Origin of the sequence: Rahnella sikkimica, assembly GCF_002951615.1 — a bacterium.
Classification (GTDB): Bacteria; Pseudomonadota; Gammaproteobacteria; order Enterobacterales; family Enterobacteriaceae; genus Rahnella; species Rahnella sikkimica.
Genome location: NZ_CP019062.1, coordinates 2,805,178 through 2,828,787 on the forward strand (window position 1 = coordinate 2,805,178; position 23,610 = coordinate 2,828,787).

Annotated in this window: 20 protein-coding genes; 11 read left to right on the forward strand and 9 right to left on the reverse strand. The window is 54.6% G+C overall.

The annotated features are described in order from the left end of the window. The first annotated feature begins 18 nt into the window (after window positions 1–18). The 5 genes from BV494_RS13030 to BV494_RS13050 are packed head-to-tail and all read left to right on the forward strand — an operon-like array spanning window position 19 to window position 5,414. Complete coding sequence (locus BV494_RS13030; protein WP_104923257.1) at window positions 19–534, forward strand: Csu type fimbrial protein; 516 nt, start codon at window positions 19–21, stop codon at window positions 532–534. 12 nt (window positions 535–546) lie between these two features. Then, window positions 547–1,077, forward strand: coding sequence for a Csu type fimbrial protein (locus BV494_RS13035; protein ID WP_104923258.1), 531 nt, complete (start codon window positions 547–549; stop codon window positions 1,075–1,077). Window positions 1,078–1,095: 18 nt separating this feature from the next. Beyond that, complete coding sequence (locus BV494_RS13040) at window positions 1,096–1,893, forward strand: fimbrial biogenesis chaperone (RefSeq protein WP_104923259.1); 798 nt, start codon at window positions 1,096–1,098, stop codon at window positions 1,891–1,893. A 16-nt stretch (window positions 1,894–1,909) separates the two neighbouring features. Next, the gene (locus BV494_RS13045) at window positions 1,910–4,465 is read left to right on the forward strand and encodes a fimbria/pilus outer membrane usher protein (protein ID WP_104923260.1); all 2,556 of its coding nucleotides are present in this window, start codon (window positions 1,910–1,912) and stop codon (window positions 4,463–4,465) included. Next, window positions 4,449–5,414, forward strand: a complete 966-nt coding sequence (locus BV494_RS13050) for a Csu type fimbrial protein (protein WP_104923261.1) — start codon at window positions 4,449–4,451, stop codon at window positions 5,412–5,414. The genes BV494_RS13045 and BV494_RS13050 overlap by 17 nt, the downstream gene beginning before the upstream one ends. A gap of 71 nt (window positions 5,415–5,485) precedes the next feature. Here the strand turns inward: BV494_RS13050 and BV494_RS13055 are convergent, their stop codons facing one another. From BV494_RS13055 to BV494_RS13065, 3 genes are all read right to left on the reverse strand, one after another. Beyond that, window positions 5,486–5,965 (reverse strand): cold shock domain-containing protein, encoded by a 480-nt coding sequence (locus tag BV494_RS13055; RefSeq protein ID WP_104923262.1) that lies wholly within the window; start codon window positions 5,963–5,965, stop codon window positions 5,486–5,488. A gap of 107 nt (window positions 5,966–6,072) precedes the next feature. Then, window positions 6,073–6,726, reverse strand: coding sequence for a DNA oxidative demethylase AlkB (gene alkB / locus BV494_RS13060; RefSeq protein ID WP_104923263.1), 654 nt, complete (start codon window positions 6,724–6,726; stop codon window positions 6,073–6,075). Between the two features lie 69 nt (window positions 6,727–6,795). Further along, complete coding sequence (locus tag BV494_RS13065; RefSeq protein WP_104923264.1) at window positions 6,796–7,680, reverse strand: LysR family transcriptional regulator; 885 nt, start codon at window positions 7,678–7,680, stop codon at window positions 6,796–6,798. A 91-nt stretch (window positions 7,681–7,771) separates the two neighbouring features. On the opposite strand from BV494_RS13065, the gene BV494_RS13070 reads away from it, so the two are divergent. The 6 genes from BV494_RS13070 (at window position 7,772) to potE (ending at window position 14,429) form a co-directional block, all read left to right on the forward strand. Then, a complete protein-coding gene (locus BV494_RS13070; RefSeq protein WP_104923265.1) occupies window positions 7,772–8,572 on the forward strand; it encodes an isocitrate lyase/PEP mutase family protein in 801 nt (266 codons plus the stop codon). Between the two features lie 49 nt (window positions 8,573–8,621). Then, complete coding sequence (locus BV494_RS13075) at window positions 8,622–9,122, forward strand: P-loop nucleotide/nucleoside kinase family protein (protein WP_104923266.1); 501 nt, start codon at window positions 8,622–8,624, stop codon at window positions 9,120–9,122. 101 nt (window positions 9,123–9,223) lie between these two features. Next, complete coding sequence (locus BV494_RS13080; RefSeq protein WP_104923267.1) at window positions 9,224–10,042, forward strand: shikimate 5-dehydrogenase; 819 nt, start codon at window positions 9,224–9,226, stop codon at window positions 10,040–10,042. 464 nt (window positions 10,043–10,506) lie between these two features. Then, complete coding sequence (gene speFL / locus BV494_RS25870) at window positions 10,507–10,590, forward strand: leader peptide SpeFL (RefSeq protein ID WP_369795108.1); 84 nt, start codon at window positions 10,507–10,509, stop codon at window positions 10,588–10,590. Window positions 10,591–10,879: 289 nt separating this feature from the next. Beyond that, window positions 10,880–13,042, forward strand: a complete 2,163-nt coding sequence (gene speF, locus BV494_RS13085) for an ornithine decarboxylase SpeF (RefSeq protein WP_104923268.1) — start codon at window positions 10,880–10,882, stop codon at window positions 13,040–13,042. Window positions 13,043–13,112: 70 nt separating this feature from the next. Further along, entirely contained in the window at window positions 13,113–14,429 is a 1,317-nt protein-coding gene (gene potE, locus BV494_RS13090; RefSeq protein WP_104923269.1) for a putrescine-ornithine antiporter, read from the forward strand. 103 nt (window positions 14,430–14,532) lie between these two features. Here the strand turns inward: potE and gudD are convergent, their stop codons facing one another. From gudD to dgt, 6 genes are all read right to left on the reverse strand, one after another. Continuing rightward, window positions 14,533–15,870, reverse strand: a complete 1,338-nt coding sequence (gene gudD / locus BV494_RS13095) for a glucarate dehydratase (protein ID WP_104923270.1) — start codon at window positions 15,868–15,870, stop codon at window positions 14,533–14,535. A 28-nt stretch (window positions 15,871–15,898) separates the two neighbouring features. Beyond that, window positions 15,899–17,239 carry an enolase C-terminal domain-like protein gene (locus tag BV494_RS13100; RefSeq protein ID WP_104923271.1) on the reverse strand — a complete coding sequence of 447 codons (1,341 nt, stop codon included), beginning with the start codon at window positions 17,237–17,239 and terminating at the stop codon, window positions 15,899–15,901. Then, window positions 17,236–18,612: an MFS transporter gene (locus BV494_RS13105; RefSeq protein ID WP_104923272.1), complete on the reverse strand. Its 1,377-nt coding sequence runs from the start codon at window positions 18,610–18,612 to the stop codon at window positions 17,236–17,238. Before BV494_RS13105 ends, BV494_RS13100 begins: the two co-directional genes overlap by 4 nt. A gap of 304 nt (window positions 18,613–18,916) precedes the next feature. Beyond that, complete coding sequence (locus tag BV494_RS13110) at window positions 18,917–20,077, reverse strand: CdaR family transcriptional regulator (RefSeq protein WP_104923273.1); 1,161 nt, start codon at window positions 20,075–20,077, stop codon at window positions 18,917–18,919. 216 nt (window positions 20,078–20,293) lie between these two features. Further along, on the reverse strand, window positions 20,294–21,733 hold the full coding sequence (degP, locus tag BV494_RS13115; RefSeq protein ID WP_104923274.1) for a serine endoprotease DegP: 1,440 nt from the start codon (window positions 21,731–21,733) through the stop codon (window positions 20,294–20,296). Between the two features lie 207 nt (window positions 21,734–21,940). Beyond that, window positions 21,941–23,455, reverse strand: a complete 1,515-nt coding sequence (dgt, locus tag BV494_RS13120) for a dGTPase (RefSeq protein ID WP_104923275.1) — start codon at window positions 23,453–23,455, stop codon at window positions 21,941–21,943. Between the last annotated feature and the right edge of the window lie 155 nt (window positions 23,456–23,610).

The following is a 23,610-nucleotide window of genomic DNA, read 5'->3' on the forward strand; positions in this document are numbered from 1 at the left end:
TTCATGGAAGGAAGGGTCATGGACATCAAATTACCGCTGCTGCCAGCCTTGATCGTGCTGTCATTTCAGGTGGTGATCCCGTCCTCTTATGGTGCGACGCTGGGGATCACCGCGACGTTGTTACCTGCCTGCACGGCGGGTACGTCGGCGTCTGGCAGCACCACATTCGGCACAATCAATTTCGGTAATTATGCCACCCTGACCAGCACCATCGACGTCACCAGCGCACAACTGGCGGGGTCGATTCGCGTGAACTGCGTCAACGGGCTGAGCTACAAAATCCTGATGGACGGCGGTACGGCGGGCAACGTCACGGCCCGCAATATGACCAACACCACCAACAGTGCCTTAACCGTGGCGTATAACCTGTTTACCACCGCGACGCGCACAACGATTTGGGACAACACGACCGGCGTGAGCGCCACCGGTTCGGGTGCCGATCAGTGGTATCCGGTATACGGGCGGGTACCGGCGCAGACCACACCGGCGGCGGGCGTGTATACCGACACCGTCAACGTCACCGTCAGCTGGTAGCGGGGCAATATCATGCCTGAACGCACCCTCATCCTGCTGGCTTCTTTGTCACTCCTCTTTTCCGCTGCCCTGCGGGCGGACATTGCCACCACCAGCTTTACCGTCAACGCCACCATCACCAACGGCTGCGCCTTCGGCAGCTCCCTCAGCACCTCAGTCACCAGCCTTGGCACGATCAACTTCGGCTCTTTTGCATCCGTTCCGACCAACGTGGATGTGGTCAGTGCGTCCGGTGCGGGTTCTGTCGTCGTGACGTGCACACCCGGCGCGACGGTGGCGATATCCATGGATTACGGCCTGAACGGGGGTTCCGTGACCCAGCGTTATATGACCAACAGCGGCGCGACCGCCTCGCTGGCGTATCAGCTTTATCAGGATTCAGCACGCACCAAAGTATGGGGAACCGGTTCGCAGGCGATGACCGTCAGCAGCTTTCCGGCCACAACACAAACTTATCCGGTCTATGCACGGTTGTTTTCATTCACGACGTCACCGACAGCGGGCACTTACAACGACACGGTAACCGTGACTTTAACGTATTGAATCATCAGGATGTGAACCATGAAATTGACTTTTTTACGCTGTATTTTTCGTCTGATTGTCCTTTCTGCACTGTGCCTGTCAGGGCAGGTTTTCGCGGCCAGTTCGGTACTGGTCTGGCCGGTTTATCAGATTATCGAGGCCGACCAGAACAGTTCGGCACTGTGGCTGGAAAATCGCGGCGCGGATCCGGTGTCATTGCAGGTGCGGGTGATGGCGTGGAAACAGGAGAATTTCAGCGAGCGCTACGCCGACCAGACCGCCGTGGTCGCCAGCCCGCCGTTTGCCACCGTCGCCCCCGGTCAGCGCCAGTTGATCCGTCTTATCCGCAATACGCCGGTGGCACCGAAAACGGAAAAAGCCTTCCGCATCATTATTGATGAAATTCCTTCCCCGCTGAATGCCTCGGCGCAAGGCCAGGCGAAAGCCGTGGTCGGCCTGCAATTACAAATGCGTTATCTGCTGCCGCTGTTTCTCGATGGCGAAGGGCTGTGGACCAACGAACGTACCGATATCAAACGCGATCCGGCTTCCGCCACGAAACCGGTGCTGAAATGGAGCGTGGATAACGAAGGCGGAAAAATGCTGCTGAAAATCAGGAATAACGGCACCGTTCATGCCCGCCTGAGCAACGTGTTCTGGTCCGCTAACGGCAATAACAAACAGGGTGTTAAAACGATGGTCAGCGGGTTTATGGGCTACGTGTTGCCGGGCCAGGAAATGCGCTGGCCGGTGCCTGCGGGCGTGATCCCCGGCGGTCAGCTCAATGCACAAATTGCGGATAATACGCAGCCTGTTGTGATCCCGCGCGGCGAATAAGGCCGGGGCACAGGACATGTCATTACAACACCTGAGAGGGTATTACAGACAATCCTTCCGGCTTTGCCTGATTTATGCGGGAAGCACCGGACTGTCTGTTTTTCCGCTGTCTGCACAGGCGGATGAATACGGCGCGTTACCGGATGCGCCCCGCGCCGCGCCGGTGTCTCTGGACGCGACGTATTACCTGACGCTGGTGGTCAACGGGCAGACCGATAATCAGGTTGTGCCGGTGGTGTACCGCAATAACGCCTACTTTGTGGAATCCGGCGTGCTGGCGAAAAACCACGTGCGCACTGACGGGCAGCAGCAAGGACTGGTGAATATCTCTGCCCTGCCCGGCGTAAAAGCGACGTACAACGCCGCCGTTCAGCAGATGGTGATTCAGGTGCCGGACGACTGGCTGCCGAAACAGGATGTCAGCAGCGATAACCTCATCGGCTATACGCCCGCGAAAAGCAGTACCGGTTTACTGCTCAACTACGATGCGTATTACACCGATCCGCACGACGGGACACGCTTAGTCGCCACGTTACTTGAACAACGGCTGTTCAGCAGCGTCGGCATTCTGACCAACACCGGCACTTTCCGCGAGAGTCTGGGGAGCAGCGGAAACGACAACGGCAACGTCCAAAACGGTTATCTGCGTTACGACACCTTCTGGCGCTATAACGACGAACAGCGGCTGGTCAGTTATCAGGTCGGGGACTTTGTCAGTAACTCGCTGACCTGGAGCAACTCGGCACGCATGGCCGGTCTGCGCATCAGCCGTAATTTCAGCGTGCGGCCCGATCTGGTGACGTATCCGCTGTTGCAATACAGCGGCACGGCGGCGGTGCCGACCACCGTAGATTTGTTCCTTAACGGCTACAAGGCCAGCAGCAATAATCTGAATTCCGGGCCGTTTACGCTGACCAATGTGCCGTACATCAACGGTGCCGGTGAAGCGACGGTCGTCACCACCGACGCCCTGGGACGTCAGATTTCCACCAGCGTCCCGTTTTATGTGTCGAACACGTTGCTGCGCAAGGGGCTGAGTGATTTCGATCTGTCACTCGGTGCGGTGCGAAAAAATTACGGCATCACCAGCGGGGATTATTCGGACGCCGCTTTCAGCGGCATTTACCGTTACGGCATCAGTAATTTTCTTACGCTGTCCTCGCACGGCGAGGCTACACAAGGGCTGGGGCTGGGCGGATTGGGCGCGGATGTGGCGGTCGGGCATTGGGGCACATTCAGCGTCTCCGCCAGCCAGAGCCGCGCCAGCCGTGCGCCGGTCGACAGCGGCGAAATCGATACCGATAACAATAATGCGAACACGAATCTCAATGTTAATGGTGTCCCGAACAACAACGGGATGATCAGCCCGTCGCCAAATTCTAACGGCGACACCCATGAAAAAAGCGGCAACCAGTACACGGTCGGGTATTCCTATTATTCCAACCGTTTCAGCCTTTCGGCCCTGCGCTCGTCCCGCAGCCCCGGCTTTCAGGATCTGTCGTCGTATACCAGCGATACGCGTCTCAGCCGTCAGGCCGATCAGGTGACGTTCAGTACGTCGCCTTTTGGCCCGTCCAACGGCACGGTCGGCATCGGGTATTACGACGTCGAAGCCTATGACCGCAGCCATACGCGGTTGCTTAATTTGTCCTACAGTCGCTCGCTGTGGGGGCAAAGCAGCATGTTCCTGTCGCTCAATAAAACGCTCGGCGACAGCGGCTACAGCGCGCAATTGCAATTTATCGTGCCGCTCGATTCCGGCGCCAGCGTGACGGCCGGTCTGCAACGCGACAGCGCGGGGAATTATCAGGAGCAGCTCAGCGCCAGTAAAACCGCGCCAACCGACGGCGGGCTGGGCTGGAATCTGGCCTATACCGGCGGGCGGGATCCGTATCAGCAGGCCGATGCGACGTGGAAAACGCGCTACGCCACGCTTGAAGGTGGCCTGTATGGCGAAACGGGCAAATACACCAACTGGGCGGATCTCAGCGGTTCGGTGGTGTTTATGGCCAATGATTTCTTCCTGTCGGACAAAATCAACGACGCCTTTATTGTCGTCGATACCGGGAATTACGCCGGTGTGCCGGTGATGTATGAGAACCAGAAACAGGGCAATACCGATAAAAACGGCCACCTGCTGATCCCCACCGTCAGCTCGTATTATCCGGCGAAAGTGGATATCGATACCTTACCGTTGCCCGCTGACGTCGTGGCAACCCGCGTGACCGATAATATCTCCGTGCGCCAGGGCAGCGGCGTGGTGGTCGAATTCAAGGTGAAGAAAGTGTTGTCCGCCAATATCACGCTGCACAACAGCCAGGGGCAGCCGCTGAAAATCGGCACCGTGGTCACCGAACAAAACAGCCAGCAAACCACCGTCGTCGGTTATGGCGGGCTGGCTTATTTCAGCAATCTTGCGCCGCACAATATGTTGAGCATACGTCAGGAAGATGGCGCAGTTTGCCGGATCGGTTTTGACCTCAACGTCAACAGTCACAGCATCGAACAGGTCGGGCCGCTGGTTTGCCGCAACGCCCCGGTATCAGGAGAAATCAATGAACAGAATCCGTGAATGGGTAGTCAGAATACTGATGATTTGCGCGCTGTTTTCCAGCGTTCAGGCCGCACAGGCGGCGTGTTCCAGCTCTTCCGGTGCCGGGACGTTTGCCTCCAATAATTCGTTTACCGTCGGCACAACGGCTGAACAGGTGACGGCCACCAGCGGCTTTACCTGCACCGGCAGCGCGCTTTCGCTGCTCAGCACCAACACCGTAACGGCAACCATCGCCTCCACGGCCAATGCCACCGGCACATCAGCGCGGCTTTACAACGCCACCAGCAAACAGTATCTGCCGTACATCATTTGTCAGGACAGCGGCTGCGCGACGCCGGTCAACGTGGGGACATCAACCACCTGGAGCAGCACGACGCTGCTCGGACTTTTAGGATTATTTAATGCCAGCGACGGCAGCCTTCCGCTTTACCTGAAAACCTCCACCGGCTCTAATTTGCAGGCAGGCACGTACACCGACACGATTAACATCAACTGGGCCTACCATATCTGCTTCGTCGGCGTATTAGGGATCTGTTCCTACACTGACGGCACAGCCACTAGCGCCATCACCGTGACGCTGATTGTCACCAATTTCTGCTATATCGACAGCGCACCCAACGTTAATTTCGGTTCCGCGGCTTTCCCCGGCGGATTCGCCTCCGTCACCTCAAACTCCCTGAGCGTTCGTTGTACGCTGGGCGCGACGTACAGCGTCAATCTCAACAGCAGCAATCCCAGCAGCGGCCAGTACCGGCAGATGTCCGCGACGGTCAACTCCGTCGTTAACTACCTGCAATATCAGTTGTTTAAATCCGATACCACGGTGTGGACGACGGCCACGAATGCGTCTGCGACGGGCACCGGTTTATCGCAAAGCATTCCGTACACCGCGACGGTGAATGCTTCTCAGGCGAACGTTCCGGCCGGAAGTTACAGCGATACGGTGTTAGTGACAGTGACGTACTAAACGGGAAAAACAGAAGGGATAAAACAGAACCGGTGCAGCGAATGCGCACCGGTTTGAGACAGGAAAAAAATTTACAGCGCTTTCAGCGTTTTGACGGTGGCATCCACGTCAATTTCATCTTCCGTAAACACGTAAGTGCTGTTCTGGAAGGTGGTGATCAACAGTTTTTTCATGGTGCGCGTCGCGGCTTTTTTCTCTTCTTCCTGCGGACGGATACGGTTCATCAGCAGACCGACGGAAAGCACGGCATTTTCTTTGTCGACTTTGGTTTCGCCGGGGACTTCTTCGTTGAAGGCCAGGAAAGATTTGATGCTGGTGATTTTGATGCGCTCACCGGCAATAAAGATGTATTTGCTTTCCGGTTCCACTTTGACCGCAAAAGCAGAAAGGCCTTTGTTGTTGGTCGTCGGTTCAAAAGTGACCACCGCATCTTTCTTAATCAGCTCAGGGTTTGCGACTTTAATCACGTGGAAATAACGGTTATCGCCGTTTTCATCTTTGATAAAACCGAAACCTTTATCTTCAAACCAGGTTGTGATTACGCCGTTCATCGCTTACCGCCTAAGTAATTATTGGTTCAACATGTCAGTTTTTGCAGGGCGGCAGTGTAAAGCAGAATGAGGATAAAGTCCTGTGCTTTACAGCCCGGCCTGCCGTGTTATACCGCTTTCCGGAACGTCAGGTTAAACCGGTACGAACCGGTGAGCGGATGTTCGCCCGCTTTCAGCGGCAAAACGCCGTGATAACGCAGCCGCGACGGGCCGCCCCACACCACGATATCGCCGTGCGTCAGCGTGATGCGCTGCGTTTTGTCGCTGCGCTCCAGCCCGCCAAACTGAAACACCGCCGGTAATCCGAGAGAAATCGAGACAATCGGCTGCCCGAAGTCATGCTCGTCTTTGTCCTGATGCAGGCTCATTTTTGCGCCCGGCTGATACCGGTTAATCAGGCAGGCATCCGGATTAAAACCGGGGAAACCGGCCTGCTCTGCGGCCTGCACCGCGATTTCACGAAACAGTTCGGGCATGGCGGGCCAATGCTGCTGGCTTTCCGGCGACGTGGTCTGATACCGGTAACCGGCTTTATCGGTTACCCAGCCAACATCGCCGCAGTTGGTCATCGCCACGGACATCGCATAACCGCCCGGCGTCGCGCGATACTGAAAAGGCACCAGCCCGGCGATCCGGTCGATCTCCGCCAGCAGCGCCGTATCGTTTTCCCGCGCCACGCCACGCAGCACCACCGCGCCGGGGAAAAGATCTTCGCGCCAGTGCGGGTGGAAATCGGGATGATCAAAAAGATCCAAATTCATGTCAGCCTCCGCGTTTGCGTATTGTTTCAGTATAACGGATGTCGCCTTTTGAGCATCAGTCTGTCATTTTCAACGCCAGCGCGAAGCCAGAAACTCGAGAAATACCGTCGCCGCCGGACCGATACGCCGGTTAGGCCGCACGCAATACACGCCGGTTTCCCGCCCCGTCCATTGCGGCAAAATCTGCACCAGATCCCCGGCGGCAATCGCCGCTGCCATCGTCACCGCCGAATGAAAAGCGATGCCGTGCGCATCAGTACAAAGCCGCCGCGCCGCATCCGCGTTATCCACTTTCACCGATCCTTTCGGTGCCAGCGTGCGTTCTTCTGCCCCCGAAAACAGCCGCCACAGCAGGCCGTCCTGACTGGCCGAAGAGACGATACATTCATGCTGATTGAGATCTTCCAGCGCCTGCGGCACGCCGTGTTTTTCCAGATACGCCGGTGCGGCCACCAGGATCCGCCGGTTCTCCAGCATCTTGTGGGCAATCAGCGAGGAATCCTTCATGCAGCCAATACGAAACGCCAACATGATGCCGTCGGCAACCAGATCAGCGTAGTCATCGGTCAGACGCAAATCCAGCTGTACACGAGGATGCGCCGCCAGAAACGCACTCAGGTACGGCACGATATGCGTGTGACCAAACGCCACCGACGCGCTGACCACCAGTTCGCCATACGGCAGTTTCTGTTCATCGCGCACGGTTTCGGCGGCGTTCCGCAGCTGCAACAGCGCCTGATGGCACTCGGCAAAATAGCGTTTCCCGGATTCCGTCAGCGACATCGCCCTTGTGGTCCGGTTCAGCAGCTGAGTCCCCAGCTGTTGTTCCAGCGTTTTGATAAAACGGCTGACGGAAGACGGCGTGATCCCCAGCGCATCAGCGGCGCGAGCAAAACTATGGTGTTCAACCACAGCGACAAAGGTTTGCACTAAGTGCAGCGACGGCGCGTTCATTATTGCTCACAAAAAATTAATGAATGTTATTTCCGGCTATTATCAATAAAATTTAGCATGATTAGAATGTTTCTTTTTCGAGGAACATTCTATGAAAACGCCTTCTGTCTCCGCCTTCCACGCCCTGCATTTGCAGGCTCAACCGCTTAAATTACCCAACGCCTGGGACGCAGGCAGCGCACGCCAGATTCAACATCTTGGCGCAGCAGCCATTGCCACCACCAGCGCGGGCGTCGCCTGGTCTTTAGGGTATCGAGACGGCAATGCGCTGCCGGTGGATGAGTATGTGGCGCGTGCGGCGTCTATCGTCCGGGTCATTTCGGTTCCGCTGTCTGCGGATATCGAAGGCGGCTACAGCGACGCCCCGGCGCAGGTTGCCTTAAACGTCTCGCGGCTTATCGACGTCGGCGTTACCGGCATTAACATTGAGGACGGCGCGGGTAATCCCGATCTGCTGTGCGCCAAAGTCGACGCCATTCGCACTGCGTGCATCCGGCGCGGCGTGGAGTTGTACATTAACGTGCGTACCGACGTTTACGCCCGCAATCTGGTATCCGCCGAAAATCGCGCCGCAGAAGTGATGGCACGGGCGCAGACCTACCACCGCGCAGGGGCTGACGGGCTTTTTGTGCTCGGATTAGCTGACCTGAACGAGATGCGCGCCATCGCCGGAAGCACCCCGCTGCTGCTCAATGTCGTGGTCTGGCCGGGGCTTGCGCCGGTGGAAGAACTGGCGCGTGCGGGCGTGCGCCGCCTCAGCGCCGGTTCCTGGCTGCCGCAAACCTTGTGGGCACAGAACGCGCGGCTGGTCAGAGGTTTTTTGCAGGAGGATGCGATGACGCCGATGATGGAAAATGCCGCACCTTATTCTGAAATCAACATGATATTTTAACCGGCTGAAGGGTCATAAAAACCAGGACATCAAACCGGAGAGGCGGACAATGAACACCGAAAATCAGGCAATGCTGCATATCTTGTGCGGAAAAATTGCCTCAGGGAAATCCACGCTGGCGCGTGAGCTGGCAAAGCAGCCGGTCACGGTGGTGGTCAGCGAAGACCCGTGGTTATCCGCGCTGTTTAAAGAACAAATGCGCACGATTGCGGATTACGTCCGCTGCTCGGCAACACTGCGTAGTGCTATCTCGCCGCACGTAGTTTCGCTGCTCAGCGCAGGCGTTTCCGTGGTGCTGGATTTTCCGGCCAATACCGTCGCGAACCGTCAATGGATGATGGACATCATTCGCGAATCGGGCGCGGATCATCGCCTGCATTTTCTGAACGTAACCGACGACGAATGTCTGTCCCGGCTGCATGTCAGGAATCAGTCTGGTACGCATGATTTTGCGGTAACCGATGAGCAGTTTGCGCTGATTTCCCGGCATTTTGCTGAACCTCAGGCGGAAGAAGGTTTCACGATTATTCAATACGATAACGAAAAGTAAGCGCTGCCGGGAAGGGCTGGCGCAGGCAGACGATGATTGTAGGGTTGTATCGTTTCAGCTAAGGTTTACCTAAGCCAAACCTACCCTGTCAGGAGAAAATCATGAGTCGGGAAATCAACAAAGACACGCAGCTGTGCATGTCCCTTTCCGGTCGTCCGGGAAATTTCGGTACCCGTTTTCATAACTATCTTTATCAGGCGCTAGACCTGAACTTCGTCTACAAAGCGTTCACCACTCAGGATATCGAAGCCGCCGTCAAAGGCGTTCGCGCACTCGGCATCCGCGGCTGCGCCGTTTCCATGCCGTTCAAGGAAGCCTGCATTCCCTTCCTCGATGAACTGGATCCTTCTGCAACCGCCATTCAGTCCGTGAATACCCTCGTCAATGACGACGGCTTCCTGCGCGCCTACAACACCGACTATATTGCCGTCGCCAAACTGCTCGACAGCCATAAAGTCCCGCGTGATGCGGTATTCGCCCTGCGCGGCAGCGGCGGAATGGGCAAAGCGGTGGTCGCCGCCATCCGTGATGCCGGTTTCAAAACCGGCTATATCATTGCACGTAACGAAGCCAATGGCCGCGCGCTGGCAGAAGAATACGGCTACGAATGGAAAGCCGACGTCGGTGATTTAGCCGTCGATATGGTGGTGAACGTCACGCCTATCGGCATGGCCGGTGGCCCGGAAGCCGATTCGCTGGCCTTTGCGCCAGAGGTCATCGACCGCGCCAGCATCGTCTTCGACGTCGTCGCCCTCCCTGTCGAAACGCCGCTGATCCGCTACGGCCGTGAGCATGGCAAAAAAGTCATCACCGGCGCAGAAGTCGCCGCGCTTCAGGCCGTCGAACAGTTCGTGCTGTACACCGGCGAACGCCCGTCCGACGAACTGATCGAAGCGGCAGCGACGCACGCGCGGGGGTAAGTCCGTCATCAGCATAAGCCCCTGATAAATTTCGCAGGGGTTTATGACTCCCCTGCTGAACGTCACAACTTCAGATAATTATTCCGCATTTTTCCATTCTGCATAATCACCAAAATTAACTGCATACACATTCATTTGACGGTGTATCTCCTGAACCGGTCTGATAACACTTCATCAACACCTCAACGTCATTTTGGTTATCGTAATCACACCCCTTCTTTTGTTACGCACAAATTATCGCCTGAAACCACAAACCGGCTGCATGGCTTATTAACATCTTCCGTTGCGCTTTTTCGCCGTTTTTATGCATTTTCAGCGTCATTAAATGCATAAAAAATGAATAATTATTTCTGTTATGCAGTATTTATGCGATAACGATCACAACAGTGCTTAGTGCGGGCGTTAGAATGGCCGCGCTATTTCAACCAACAAGGTCGATACAAATGGAAAATAACAATCGAAAAATGGCACATATACGACGAACCACGCATCTGATGATGATGGCTCACCGCAGTTGTTTTAGCTTCGCATTCTTTAACTTCCGATAACCCTCCGCGCTACGTTCTTATTACGTATTGCAGAACGTCTTATGCCCAGATTATTTAAATTTCGCCCTGCACGGCGACGGCATACTGTTGTCTTCCATCAGGAAAGACATTTTAAGACCGCAATGCAATAACGAATAATAACCACCCGATATTTCGCAAAATAACTATGATGCCCTGTAACAAACAATCACTGTTACAGCGAATCCGCACACCTTTATTTTGGCGAATATTATTTTCAGCAAATGAATGAATTTGTTGCGGGATGATTTCGTCTGAAAAATGAGAAGAAATGAAAACATTAAAAATAGCCGCCAATACCACGACACATACCTGTTTTAATACAACACGGGAAATTGTGGATATTCATCAGACCGACTTTACCGATATTGCCGCAGCCGTGCTTTCAGTGGAAGACGTCCGGCAGGGAATGGTGGCGCATCTGAATGATATCGGGCTAAACATTCCGCTGTTTGTCGCGGTCTGCTGTGAGGAAGAACTGGATAATGACATCTTACCCGCGCTGCATGGCGTATTTGAACTCTGCGGAAAGAATACGCAATTTTATGGCAAACAGCTGGAGGCGGCAGCGGTTAAATATGAAAGCGAATTGCTGCCCCCTTTCTTTAATACGCTCACGCAGTACGTCGAAATGGGCAACGCCACTTTCGCCTGTCCGGGCCATCAGGGCGGCGAATTTTTCCGTAAGCATCCGGCAGGACGGCAGTTTTTCGATTTCTTTGGCGAAACATTGTTCCGCTCTGACATGTGTAACGCCGACGTCAAACTGGGCGATTTACTGATCCACGAAGGCGCGCCGTGCGAGGCGCAAAAGCATGCCGCCCGCGTGTTCAATGCCGATAAAACTTACTTCGTACTCAACGGCACGTCGGCTTCCAACAAAGTCGTGACCAACGCCCTGCTGACCCGCGGCGATCTGGTGTTATTTGACCGCAATAACCATAAATCTAACCATCATGGTGCACTGATTCAGGCCGGTGCCACACCGGTTTATCTGCAAACGGCGCGTAATCCGTTTGGCCTGATTGGCGGCATTGATGCGTCCTGTTTTGAGGAACGTGCCCTGCGCCAGCAAATCCGCGAAGTCTCGCCGGAACGGGCCACACAGGCACGCCCTTTCCGTCTGGCAATCATTCAGTTAGGGACTTACGACGGCACGATTTATAACGCCCGCCAGGTGGTGGATAAAATCGGTCATCTGTGCGATTACATCCTGTTTGATTCCGCGTGGGTGGGTTACGAACAATTCATTCCGATGATGAAAGACTGCTCGCCGCTGCTGCTGGAACTGACTGAAAACGACCCCGGCATTATTGTCACGCAGTCGGTACATAAACAGCAGGCTGGTTTTTCCCAGACATCACAAATTCATAAAAAAGATAAACATATCAAAGGTCAGGACCGGTATTGCAACCACAAACGGTTCAACAATGCCTTTATGCTGCACGCCTCCACCAGCCCGTTCTATCCGCTGTTCGCCGCGCTCGACGTCAACGCCAAAATGCATGAAGGGAAAAGCGGTCAGCGCCTGTGGAAAGAGTGCGTCCGCGTGGGGATCGAAGCCCGCAAAATGCTGCTGGCGACCTGCCGGCTGATTACGCCATTTGTGCCGCCGGTGATCGACGGCAAACCGTGGCAATCTTTTAATACCGCTGAAATGGCGGAGGATCTTCGCTTCTTTAATTTCGCGCCGGAGCAGAAATGGCACGGCTTTGAAGGGTACGGCGAGTCACAGTATTTTGTCGACCCGTGCAAGCTGCTGCTGACCACGCAAGGCATTGATACTGAAACCGGCGAATACACAGATTTCGGCATTCCGGCCACCATACTGGCGAATTATCTGCGTGAGAACGGCATCGTGCCGGAAAAATGCGATCTGAATTCCATTCTGTTCCTGCTGACGCCTGCCGAAGATATGGCAAAAATGCAGCATCTGGTGGCACTGATTGCGCGATTTGAGAAGCACATAGAGCAGGATTCTCTGCTCTGCGATGTCCTGCCGAACGTGTATCAGAATCACCAGCAACGCTACCACGATTACACGTTGCGTCAGTTGTGTCAGGAAATGCATGACCTGTATGTCAGTTATGACGTCAAAACGTTGCAAAAAGAGATGTTCCGCAAAGTGAATTTCCCGCGCGTGATGATGAATCCGCAGGACGCGAATACCCAGTTTGTCCGGGGCAACGTGGAATTAATTCCACTGGTGAAAGCCGAAGGCCGGATTGCCGCCGAAGGTGCGCTGCCTTATCCCCCTGGCGTACTGTGCGTCGTGCCGGGTGAAATATGGGGCGGTGCCGCGCAGCGTTATTTCCTCGCACTGGAAGAAGGGATCAATTTATTACCCGGTTTCGCACCTGAGTTACAGGGCGTTTATATCCAGTCAGATCCTGATGGCTGGAACCGGGCCTACGGGTACGTGATTAAACAATAAACTCAGTTCAACGTCGCGCAGGGGAATATTTCCACCTCGCGAAAATGAATAATAAAAGAGAGTCAAAATCATGAGTAAGTCCAATAATAAAATGGGGGTGGTTCAGTTAACCATTCTCACTGCCGTTAATATGATGGGGTCTGGCATTATTATGCTGCCGACTAAACTGGCTGAAGTCGGCACGATATCCATTGTGTCCTGGCTGGTCACGGCGGTCGGTTCGATGGCACTGGCCTTTGCATTCGCCAAATGCGGTATGTTTAGCCGTAAATCTGGCGGGATGGGCGGCTACGCAGAATATGCTTTTGGGAAATCCGGTAACTTTATGGCGAATTACACCTATGGGGTTTCGCTGCTGATTGCCAATATTGCGATTGCGATTTCCGCCGTCGGCTACGGCACCGAGCTGTTTGGCGTTGCGCTGCCTCCGCTGGGGATTTGCATCGCGACGATTGCCGTTCTCTGGCTGGCAACGGTCGCCAACTTTGGTGGCGCACGCATCACCGGACAAATCAGTTCAGTCACCGTGTGGGGCGTGATCATTCCGGTGGTCGGTATCTCGGTCATTGGCTGGTACTGGTTCAGCGGCGAGGCGTATATGGCCGCGTGGAACCCGCATGCGGAACCGACGTTCAAAGCCATCGGCGCGTCTATCTCAATGACATTATGGGCATTTCTGGGGCTGGAATCCGCCTGCGCAAATACCGACGTAGTGGAAAATCCGGCACGTAACGTGCCAATTGCCGTGTTAGGCGGCACGCTCGGTGCAGCGGTGATTTACGTGATTTCGACCAACGTGATCGCCGGAATTGTGCCGAATATGGATCTGGCGAATTCCACCGCGCCTTTTGGCCTGGCGTTCTCGCATATGTTTAACCCGACGGTCGGTAAAATCATTATGGCGCTGATGATTATGTCCTGCGTCGGTTCGTTGCTGGGCTGGCAATTTACCATCGCGCAGGTCTTTAAATCTTCGGCGGACAGCGGCTTCTTCCCGAAAATTTTCTCGAAGCTGAACAAAGCCGATGCACCGGTGAAGGGCATGCTGACCATCGTGATTTTCCAGAGTGCGCTGTCGCTGATGACCATCAGCCCGTCGCTGAGCAAGCAGTTTGATACGCTGGTGAATCTGGCCGTTGTGACCAATATCATTCCGTATATTCTGTCGATGGCCGCGCTGGTGATTATTCAGAAAGTGGCGAAAGTGCCTGAAGGCAAAGCCAAAATCGCCAACGTGATTGCGGGAATTGGTGCGCTTTACAGTTTTTATGCGCTGTACAGTTCAGGCGAAGAAGCCATGATGTGGGGCGCGATTGCCACCTTCCTCGGCTGGACGCTGTACGGAATGGTCTCACCACGCTTTGAGATGGTGGGAAAGAAGGGCTGATGGCTATAAACGCTTTGACATTAAGACGGTATTAAAACAAAAAAGCCCTGACGGCAACGTCAGGGCGGTGGTCATTACTGCACCCATTTTTTAAATCAAAAAGCTATCGGACCAGACAGGGTTTCTTCGGATCAAACTTCCAGTCCGGTACCAGGAACTGCATGCCCTGCGCGTCATCGCGCGCGCCCAGCCCCATGCCTTTGTAGAGTTCGTGGGCTTTCATCACCTGATCCATATCCAGCTCAACGCCCAGACCCGGTTGTTCCGGCACGCGCACTTTGCCGCCTTTAATTTGCAGCGGTTCTTTGGTCAGGCGCTGATTGCCTTCCTGCCAGATCCAGTGCGTGTCGATAGCGGTGATTTTGCCCGGCGCGGCAGCGGCAACCTGCGTAAACATCGCCAGCGAGATATCGAAGTGGTTATTCGAGTGAGAACCCCACGTCAGGCCCCATTCGTGGCACATCTGCGCCACACGCACCGAGCCCTGCATCGTCCAGAAATGCGGATCCGCCAGCGGAATGTCCACGGATTTCAGCTGGATGGTATGGCCCATCTGACGCCAGTCGGTGGCGATCATATTCGTTGCGGTCGGTAAACCGGTCGCCTGACGGAATTCCGCCATGACTTCACGGCCCGAGAAACCCTGCTCTGCGCCGCACGGATCTTCCGCATAGGCCAGCACGCCGCGCAGTTGTTTGCCGAGCGCAATGGCTTCATTCAACGACCACGCGCCGTTCGGATCCAGCGTGATGCGCGCCTGCGGGAAGCGCTGCGCCAGGGCGGTCACCGCTTCCGCTTCTTCGCTGCCCGCCAGCACGCCGCCTTTCAGTTTGAAATCATTGAAGCCGTATTTTTCATACGCGGCTTCGGCCAGACGCACAACGGCGGCGGGCGTCAGGGCTTCTTCGTGGCGCAGACGATACCAGTCGCAGCTGTCGCCGGGCTGGCTCTGGTAGCCGAGCGAGGTTTTGTTACGGTCGCCGATATAGAACAGGTAACCGAGCATTTCGACTTCGTCGCGCTGCTGACCGTCGCCGAGCAGAGACGCGACAGTCACGCCCAGATGTTTGCCGAGCAAGTCCAGCATCGCCGCTTCAATTGCAGTGACGACGTGGATTGTGGTGCGTAAATCGAACGTTTGCAGCCCGCGGCCGGAGGCATCGCGGTCGGCAAATTTTTCGCGGACGGCGGTCATGACGTTTTTGTATTCGCCCAGCGTTTTGCCAATCACCAGTAACGATGCGTCGTCCAGCGTCTGGCGGATTTTCTCACCGCCAGGGACTTCGCCCACGCCGGTATTCCCGCTGCTGTCTTTGAGGATCAGGATGTTACGGGTGAAAAACGGCGCATGAGCCCCGCTGAGGTTAAGCAACATGCTGTCGTGCCCGGCCACCGGGATCACCTGCAGGGAAACAATTTTTGGTGTAGATGAAGAGGTCATGCTAACTCCTTAGTGAATTCGGATTCCGTTACCGGCGGCCCATCGCCGGACGCTTGCGATCGAATTTCCAGCCGGGGATCAGGTACTGCATCGCGACGGCATCGTTGCGCGCACCGGTCGGTAATTTTCTGTGCAGCTCGTGGGCGCGGTGGATCTGATCCATGTCGATCTCGATCCCTAAGCCCGGTTTTTCAGGCACTTTGATTTTCCCGTTGACGATTTGCAGCGGCTCTTTGGTCAGGCGCTGATTGCCTTCCTGCCAGATCCAGTGCGTATCAATCGCCGTCGGTTTACCCGGCACGGCCGCGCCGACGTGGGTGAACATCGCCAGAGAAATGTCGAAATGGTTGTTGGAATGGCAGCCCCAGGTCAGGCCCCATTCGTCGCACAGCTGCGCCACGCGCACCGCGCCGTGCATGGTCCAGAAGTGCGGATCCGCCAGCGGAATGTCGACGGACTGCAACATCACGGCGTGCTGCATCTCGCGCCAGTTGGTGGCAATCATGTTGGTGGCGACCGGCAAACCAGTGGCGCGGCGGAACTCGGCCATCACTTCGCGGCCTGAAAAGCCCTGCTCCGCGCCGCACGGATCTTCCGCATAGCTAAGGATCCCGTGCATGTTTTTACACAAATCAATGGCTTCATCGAGCAGCCACGCCCCGTTCGGATCGACGGTAATCCGCGCATCCGGGAAACGTTTTGCCAGCGCTTTCACCGCGTCGATTTCCTGCTCACCCGGCAGTACGCCACCTTTGAGTTTGAAATCCTTAAAGCCGTAACGATCCTGTGCGGCCTCGGCCAGCTGCACCACGGCGTCGCTGTTCATCGCTTTCTGATGACGCAGGTGATACCAGTCGTGAACGCCGCGCGCCCCTTCCTGATACGGCAAATCTGTTTTCTGCCGGTCGCCGATATAGAAGAGATAACCGAGCACCGTCACTTCGTCGCGCTGTTTGCCCGGCCCGAGCAGTTCGCACACCGGCACGCCGAGGAATTTGCCCATCAGATCCAGCAGCGCAGCTTCCAGCGCCGCCACCGCATTGACGCGCAGCTCAAACGTCCACGCGCCTTTACCAAACGAGTCGAAATCCGACGACTGATTACCCACATGAATCTGATGCACCAGCCGGTTCATTCGCGCCACTTCCTGGCCTTTGACCTGCGCGATGGCTTCCACCAGCGTGGTGTAAATCACTTCGCCGCCCGGCGCTTCGCCCACGCCGGTGTTACCGGCGCTGTCCGTCAGAATCACGATGTTACGGGTGAAATAAGCGCCGTGTGCCCCGCCGATATTCATCAGCATACTGTCGTGCCCTGCCACAGGAATAACCTGCATGTCAGTGATGACCGGGGAAGATTGCGTACTCATCGGGACACTCCTTTTACAGCGCTGGCGGGTCCGAAGGGACGTAACTGGACACGCTCGATTTTGCCGACAATGAAGACGTAGCTGATGACCGCAAGCAGTGCGTGGACGCCGACGAAGACCAGTGCGCCATTAAAGGAACCGGTGGTGCCGATAATGTAGCCGACCGCAATCGGGGTGATGATGCCGGAAACGTTACCGAACATGTTGAACAGTCCGCCGCTCAGCCCGCTGATTTCTTTCGGTGCGGTGTCAGCCATGACCGCCCAGCCCAGCGCGCCCAATCCTTTGCCGAAGAAGGCAAACGCCATGATCCCGACGACCATCCATTCGGTATCGACGTAGTTACAGGCAATCATCGACATCGACAGCAGCATACCGATAACGATCGGCGCTTTGCGCGATAAGGTCAGGTTGTTGGTTCTGCGCATCAGCCAGTCGGAAATAATCCCGCCCAGCACGCCGCCGAGGAAGCCGCAAATGGCCGGAACCGACGCCACCATGCCCGCTTTAAGAATAGACATGCCGCGTGCCTGAACCAGATACACCGGGAACCAGGTGATGAAGAAGTAGGTCAGCGCATTGATGCAGTACTGGCCAATGTAGATGCCAATCATCATGCGGGATTTCATCAACTGTTTGAGCTGGGACGCTTTCTCCCCTTTGACGGCCACTTTTTTGGTGGTCTTCTGATCCATATTGATCAGCGCGCCGCCGGCTTCCATGTAGTCGAGTTCGGCCTGATTGACGCCCGGATGATCTTTCGGATCGTGGATTACTTTGAGCCAGACGAAACTCAGGATAATCCCCAGTCCGCCCATGAAGAAGAAGACGTGTGACCAGCCCACGGCGTGGGTCAGCCAGCCCATAATCGGGGCGAAAATAACCGTCGCGAAGTACTGTGCGGAGTTAAAAATCGATACTGCGGTTCCGCGTTCCTGTGCCGGGAACCATGCCGCCACTATTCTGCTGTTGCCGGGGAAAGAAGGCGATTCAGCCAGCCCGACCAGGAAACGTAAGATGAAGAGTGAAACCACGATGCCGAAGCCGCTGAATACATCGACGAACCCTTGCAGCAACGTGAATAATGACCAGATGAAAATACTGTAGAAATAGACTTTCTTGGAACCGAATTTATCCAGTAACCAGCCACCGGGTATTTGCCCGATAACGTAGGCCCAGGAAAATGCCGAGAATATATAACCCATCCCGACAGAATCGAGGCCGATATCTTTCGCCATCGCTGACCCGGCAATAGATAACGTGGCGCGGTCGCCGTAATTAAATGATGTGACGATAAATAACATCACCACTATCCAGTAGCGCGCATTTGTTCTTTTTTTCACGGCACTGGCTGATGAAACGATTGTTTCCATGATGTTCTCCGGAATTGAGAGTGATGCAAATACCCCAAGATATAAGCCATTCCAGCCAGCCACAGAACTGTAGGGTTCAGAGAGGAAGGAAGAATGCCAGTATAAGAACAACCGGAAACCAACTCATTAGGCAAAGTGACAAGCATGGAAAGCGCTTTGCATTTATCTTGAGGCGAATGCCCAGTACCCTGCGAGTCAGTTCACGAAAAAAGAAAGGCTTGTGATTGGCGTCACGTTTATTTCAGACGGTAGTTTTGTCCTGAAAATATCCAATGACGAAATGCTTTCAGGACGGACACATTAATTACATCTGATCATTATCTAACTGAAGCGCCACATACAGCAAAAGGCGGTCGTCAAAATTACCCAGATCCAGACCGGTTAATTCTGAAATACGGTTTAAACGATACTCCAGCGTATTGCGGTGAATATAAAGCGCTTTAGACGTTGCCGTCGGTTGCACATTATTATGGAACCATGCCGCTAATGTGCGCCGGAGTAATCCGTTGCCGTCCGTGGCTTTCAGACGCGCTAAAGGCCGCACCAGCTCGTCGGCCTGCCATCCGCCGCGAAGGCTGTCGAGCAACACCGGCAAAATCAGATCCTGATAGAAATAACAGCGCTGTTCGGGCATACGCTGTTTGCCGACGGTCATGGTGGTTCGCGCGGTACGATAAGATCGGGCGATACTGCCGGGGCCGCTGAAGAAGTTACCGAGGGAAATACGCACACGCAGGCGACCGGTTTCGGTCATGCGCGAAAGCAAGTGATCGATCCGCTGCCGGTGGCCGTCCGGATCCCAGCGATCATAGCTGTTGAGCGCGGGTTTCAGCACCACCATTTCGGTCAGCGAAACAATGGCGATCAGGTTATCGCGCTCCGGCGTGGTCAGTAAGGTTTGCAGCTGCTGCAACTCCGCCATCGCGGAATCCACACCCAGCTGACCGCTGTCGACTTCGACCACCGCCGCCACGCGCGGGCGATTCAGGTCAATGCCCAGACGCTGCGCCCACTCCATTAACGCCGGAGACAGTTCATCCACGCGGATCAGGTTCAGCACCAGCTCTTCGCGCAAACGGCTGTCCTGCGCGAGCATATGTAACAAACGCGCCTGTTCAAGCATCATTTCTGCGGTCATGCAGACCAGCTCGCCGTACTGGCGTAACTGCGACGGGTTGCCCGTGAGGCCAACCACGCCGACAATCTGACCATCGATGCGCAGCGGCAGGTTGATCCCCGGACGCACGCCGTGCAAATGCCGTGCAACGCCTTCATCAATATCGACAATCCGTTCCTGCGAAATCGACAATAAAGCACCTTCGTGCAATTCTCCAAGACGCTGATCGTCGCCGCTACCGATAATTCTCCCCCGTCCGTCCATAACATTCACATTACTATCAATGATTTGCATTGTTCGGGCAACAATCTGTTGCGCCAGCTTTGCATCGAGATGATACGCTGACATGATCCCCTGCCTTGCCTGTTTTATCGTTGTCAGAACAGCATACTCAGCGGCTTACCCCTGCACATTATGCAAATGCCCAAAGAGCGAAAGCACCTATTGAAGTTGCGTGTAAGGTCACATTTTCAAGCAAATGCACAAGAATATTCAGGCGGGGATTGGGCGTAAAAGGCATAAAAAAAGGCACGCCGAAGCGTGCCTTGCAGAACTGCCTGTGGATTATTGCGCCAGCAGGTAGATTGAAGAGTCACCACGCTGAATATCCAGCGCCAGTACGGACGGCTTGGTATCCAGAACTTTACGCAGTTCGCCTAAGTTGGCGATTTTCTGCTGGTTCACGCCCAGGATCACGTCGCCTTTTTTCAGGCCAATACGCGCGGCTTTTGAACCCGGTTTGACATCATCAACTTTCACGCCTTTCTGATTGGCCGCGGTGTTGTTACTCAGGTCAGCCCCTTCGATACCGGTATAAATGTTGCCGGATTCGACTTTAGGCGTCTGCGTGCTTTGCTCAATGGTCACGTCAACGTTCACCGGTTTGCCGTCACGCAGCAGGCCCAGCGTCACTTTGGTGCCAATTGGCATGGTGCCGATGTCCGCACGGAACGATGCGAAGCTGCTGATTGGCTTGCCGTTCATGCTCAGGATAACGTCACCGGCTTTAATGCCCGCTTTTTCTGCGGCAGACTTCGGCATAACCTGGCTGATGAATGCGCCGCGCTGTGCGTCAACTTTCATCGCTTTTGCCAGCTCGGAATTCAGTTCGGTACCCATGATGCCCAGTTCGCCACGTTTTACTTCGCCGTACTCGATCATCTGTTTGGACAGGTTTTTCACCATGTTACTTGGGATCGCAAAACCGATACCGATGTTGCCGCCGTCCGGTGCCAGGATCGCCGTGTTCAGGCCAATCAGTTCACCGTTCAGGTTCACCAGCGCGCCGCCGGAATTACCGCGGTTGATCGCCGCATCCGTCTGGATGAAGTTTTCATAGTTTTCGATGTTCAGGCCGGAACGACCCAGCGCAGACACGATACCGGAAGTGACGGTTTCACCTAAACCATACGGGTTACCGATCGCCACGGTGTAATCACCCACGCGCAGTTGCTCGGAATCGGCCATTTTAATCGCGGTCAGGTTTTTCGCATTTTGCAGCTGAATCACTGCAATGTCAGAACGTGGATCTTTACCGATCACTTTCGCATCGAACTTACGGCCATCGTTCAGCTGTACGCTGATTTTTGTCGCGTTATCAACAACGTGGTTGTTGGTCACAACATAACCTTTATCCGCATCGATAATCACACCGGAACCCAGCGCGCGGAAATCTTCTTTCTGTTCAGGTGCAGGCTGTCCGTCCTGACCGCCGCCCTGACAAACCGGGGAGCCCTGGAACGGCGAACCGTCCTGGCACAGCGGAGAGTTCTGACCAAAGAACTGCTGGAACTGCTGGCCCATGCGCGGTGTTTTCACCGACGCGCTGCCTTCAACGTTTACACTCACCACGGATGGCATCACTTTTTCCAGCATCGGCGCAAGGCTTGGAAGCTGTGTGGTGCTGGAGGAAGCGGTTTCGGCCGCCAGAGCAGATGAAACCGGGGCAAGTGCCATACCAATACTTAACGCTAAAGCGCTGAGGAATAAAGTCGATTTTTTCATTTTTCAGGATCTCTTAAAATTATTGTGGCAACCAAAATAGTCGCGTTGCTTGGTAGTCGTGATACTGAGAGAGTATTAATAGCGTGAAGTTCATCAACGTCACACTGACAATGGTAAAAAAGTATTGTCATTATTTACAAACGGCTGCTTTTCAGACAGTTCCGTAAAGAAAATTAAAGACGTTTAAATCTGTCTTTTTAAAACAAATTATTCAGCCGCCATCAGACGGCGGTATTCATCGTACGCATACAGATCTGTCATGCCGCTGATATAGTCCTGAATCATTCTCGCCCGGTAATAGAATTCCTGCGCAGAAAATTCCGAAACACCTGCGCCTTCGAGCGCCACGACGGCATTGTTATAGGCCAGCCGGTGTTTGGCAGAAATCTTATGCAACAGACGGGTTTCTATAGGATATTCCCGGTGCGTGTCTTCCTCAGCCAGCTGACTAAAATCAGACAAGGGCATATCCAGCAACGGGCTGTAAATATCCAGCAACCCGCTGATCACCCGGTAACCCTGTAATTCCAGTTCCTCGACTTCAGGGTGGTTGAATACCTGTTTAAACGCCACCGACTTATAAATTTCTAACAACCGGTTGGCCTGGCTGTCATCTTCGAGCAGCGCGTGATTAAAGGTGCCCTGATAAACATCTTCTATATTATCAATGAATCTGCGCGCGGCGTGGGGCACCAGCTGTTTAACCGTCTGAACGCGAAGTTCCATAAAGAAATAATCCACCGGATTACGGAATGTCTTCGCTTTATCCATTTTTTCATACGCGGTGCGAACCACTTTATCGAAGATGTCGTTTTTCCCGATGTCGCCCCATTCACGCATCAGATATTTATAGAGTTCTTCGACACTGAAAATGTTTTTCTCGACCGCATCTTCCAGATCGGCGATGCAGTAAGAAATATCGTCTGCCGCTTCCATAATGTAGGTCAGCGGGAAACGGTTGAACTCCCCCAGCCCGAGCTCACTGCGCAGGTCTTTGATGAACGCTTCTTCGGCCAGATAAAAACCGGGCTTTTTCATCAGATAATCGTGCGAAGGCAGGCGGGTCATTGAGTAGGCCGGACGGGTATATTTCAGGATGCACGCCGTCTGGCTGTAGGTCAGGTTAAGTTTGAGCAACGTAAACACCAGACGAATCGCCTGCGCGTTACCTTCAAAATTACTGAGATCATAACGGATTTTACGGCGCAGCTGATTCAGCTGCGCCTCATCCGGCGTCAGGCGCAAACAGGCCACCAGGCAGGAATCGGTTGCCGGCGGCGTTTCGCCACAGCTTTCGATATCCATGCGCTTTTTGAACCAGTTGTTAATCGCTGATTCGCCGAAATGCCCGAACGGCGGATTGCCGATGTCGTGCATCAGGCAGGCCATTTCGACCACGCTTTCGAAAGGATCGGTCACATCGTCCAGCCCGTAAGCCTCGAGTTTTCCCTGACGGCGCAGGCGATGCAGAATTTCTTTAGCAATGTGGCGGCCCACCTGCTGAACTTCGAGGGAATGTGTCAGGCGGCTGCGGACGGCGGCGTTTTTCTCCAGCGGGAAAACTTGTGTTTTTTGTTGCAGGCGGCGGATCGCGGCGGAGTTGATAATACGCCCCCGGTCGCTCTCAAACTGACGGACGACGTCATACGCATCCCGCACTTCTATCGGGGCGCTAAACGGGCGCTGAAAATTGAATTTCGCTTTAAAATCGATCCCGGACATGATTTCCACCTTTTCAGCCACTCACGCGCCCGGCCGATGCATGTTTTGCGTTACAAAACCTGCATCCCAAACGCATTATCTCTTCCCTTTAGCCATGATAGACTATCGCGCATTCTTTTCGTTATTAAACCGTCAATTCCGCACCTGCTGCGGTT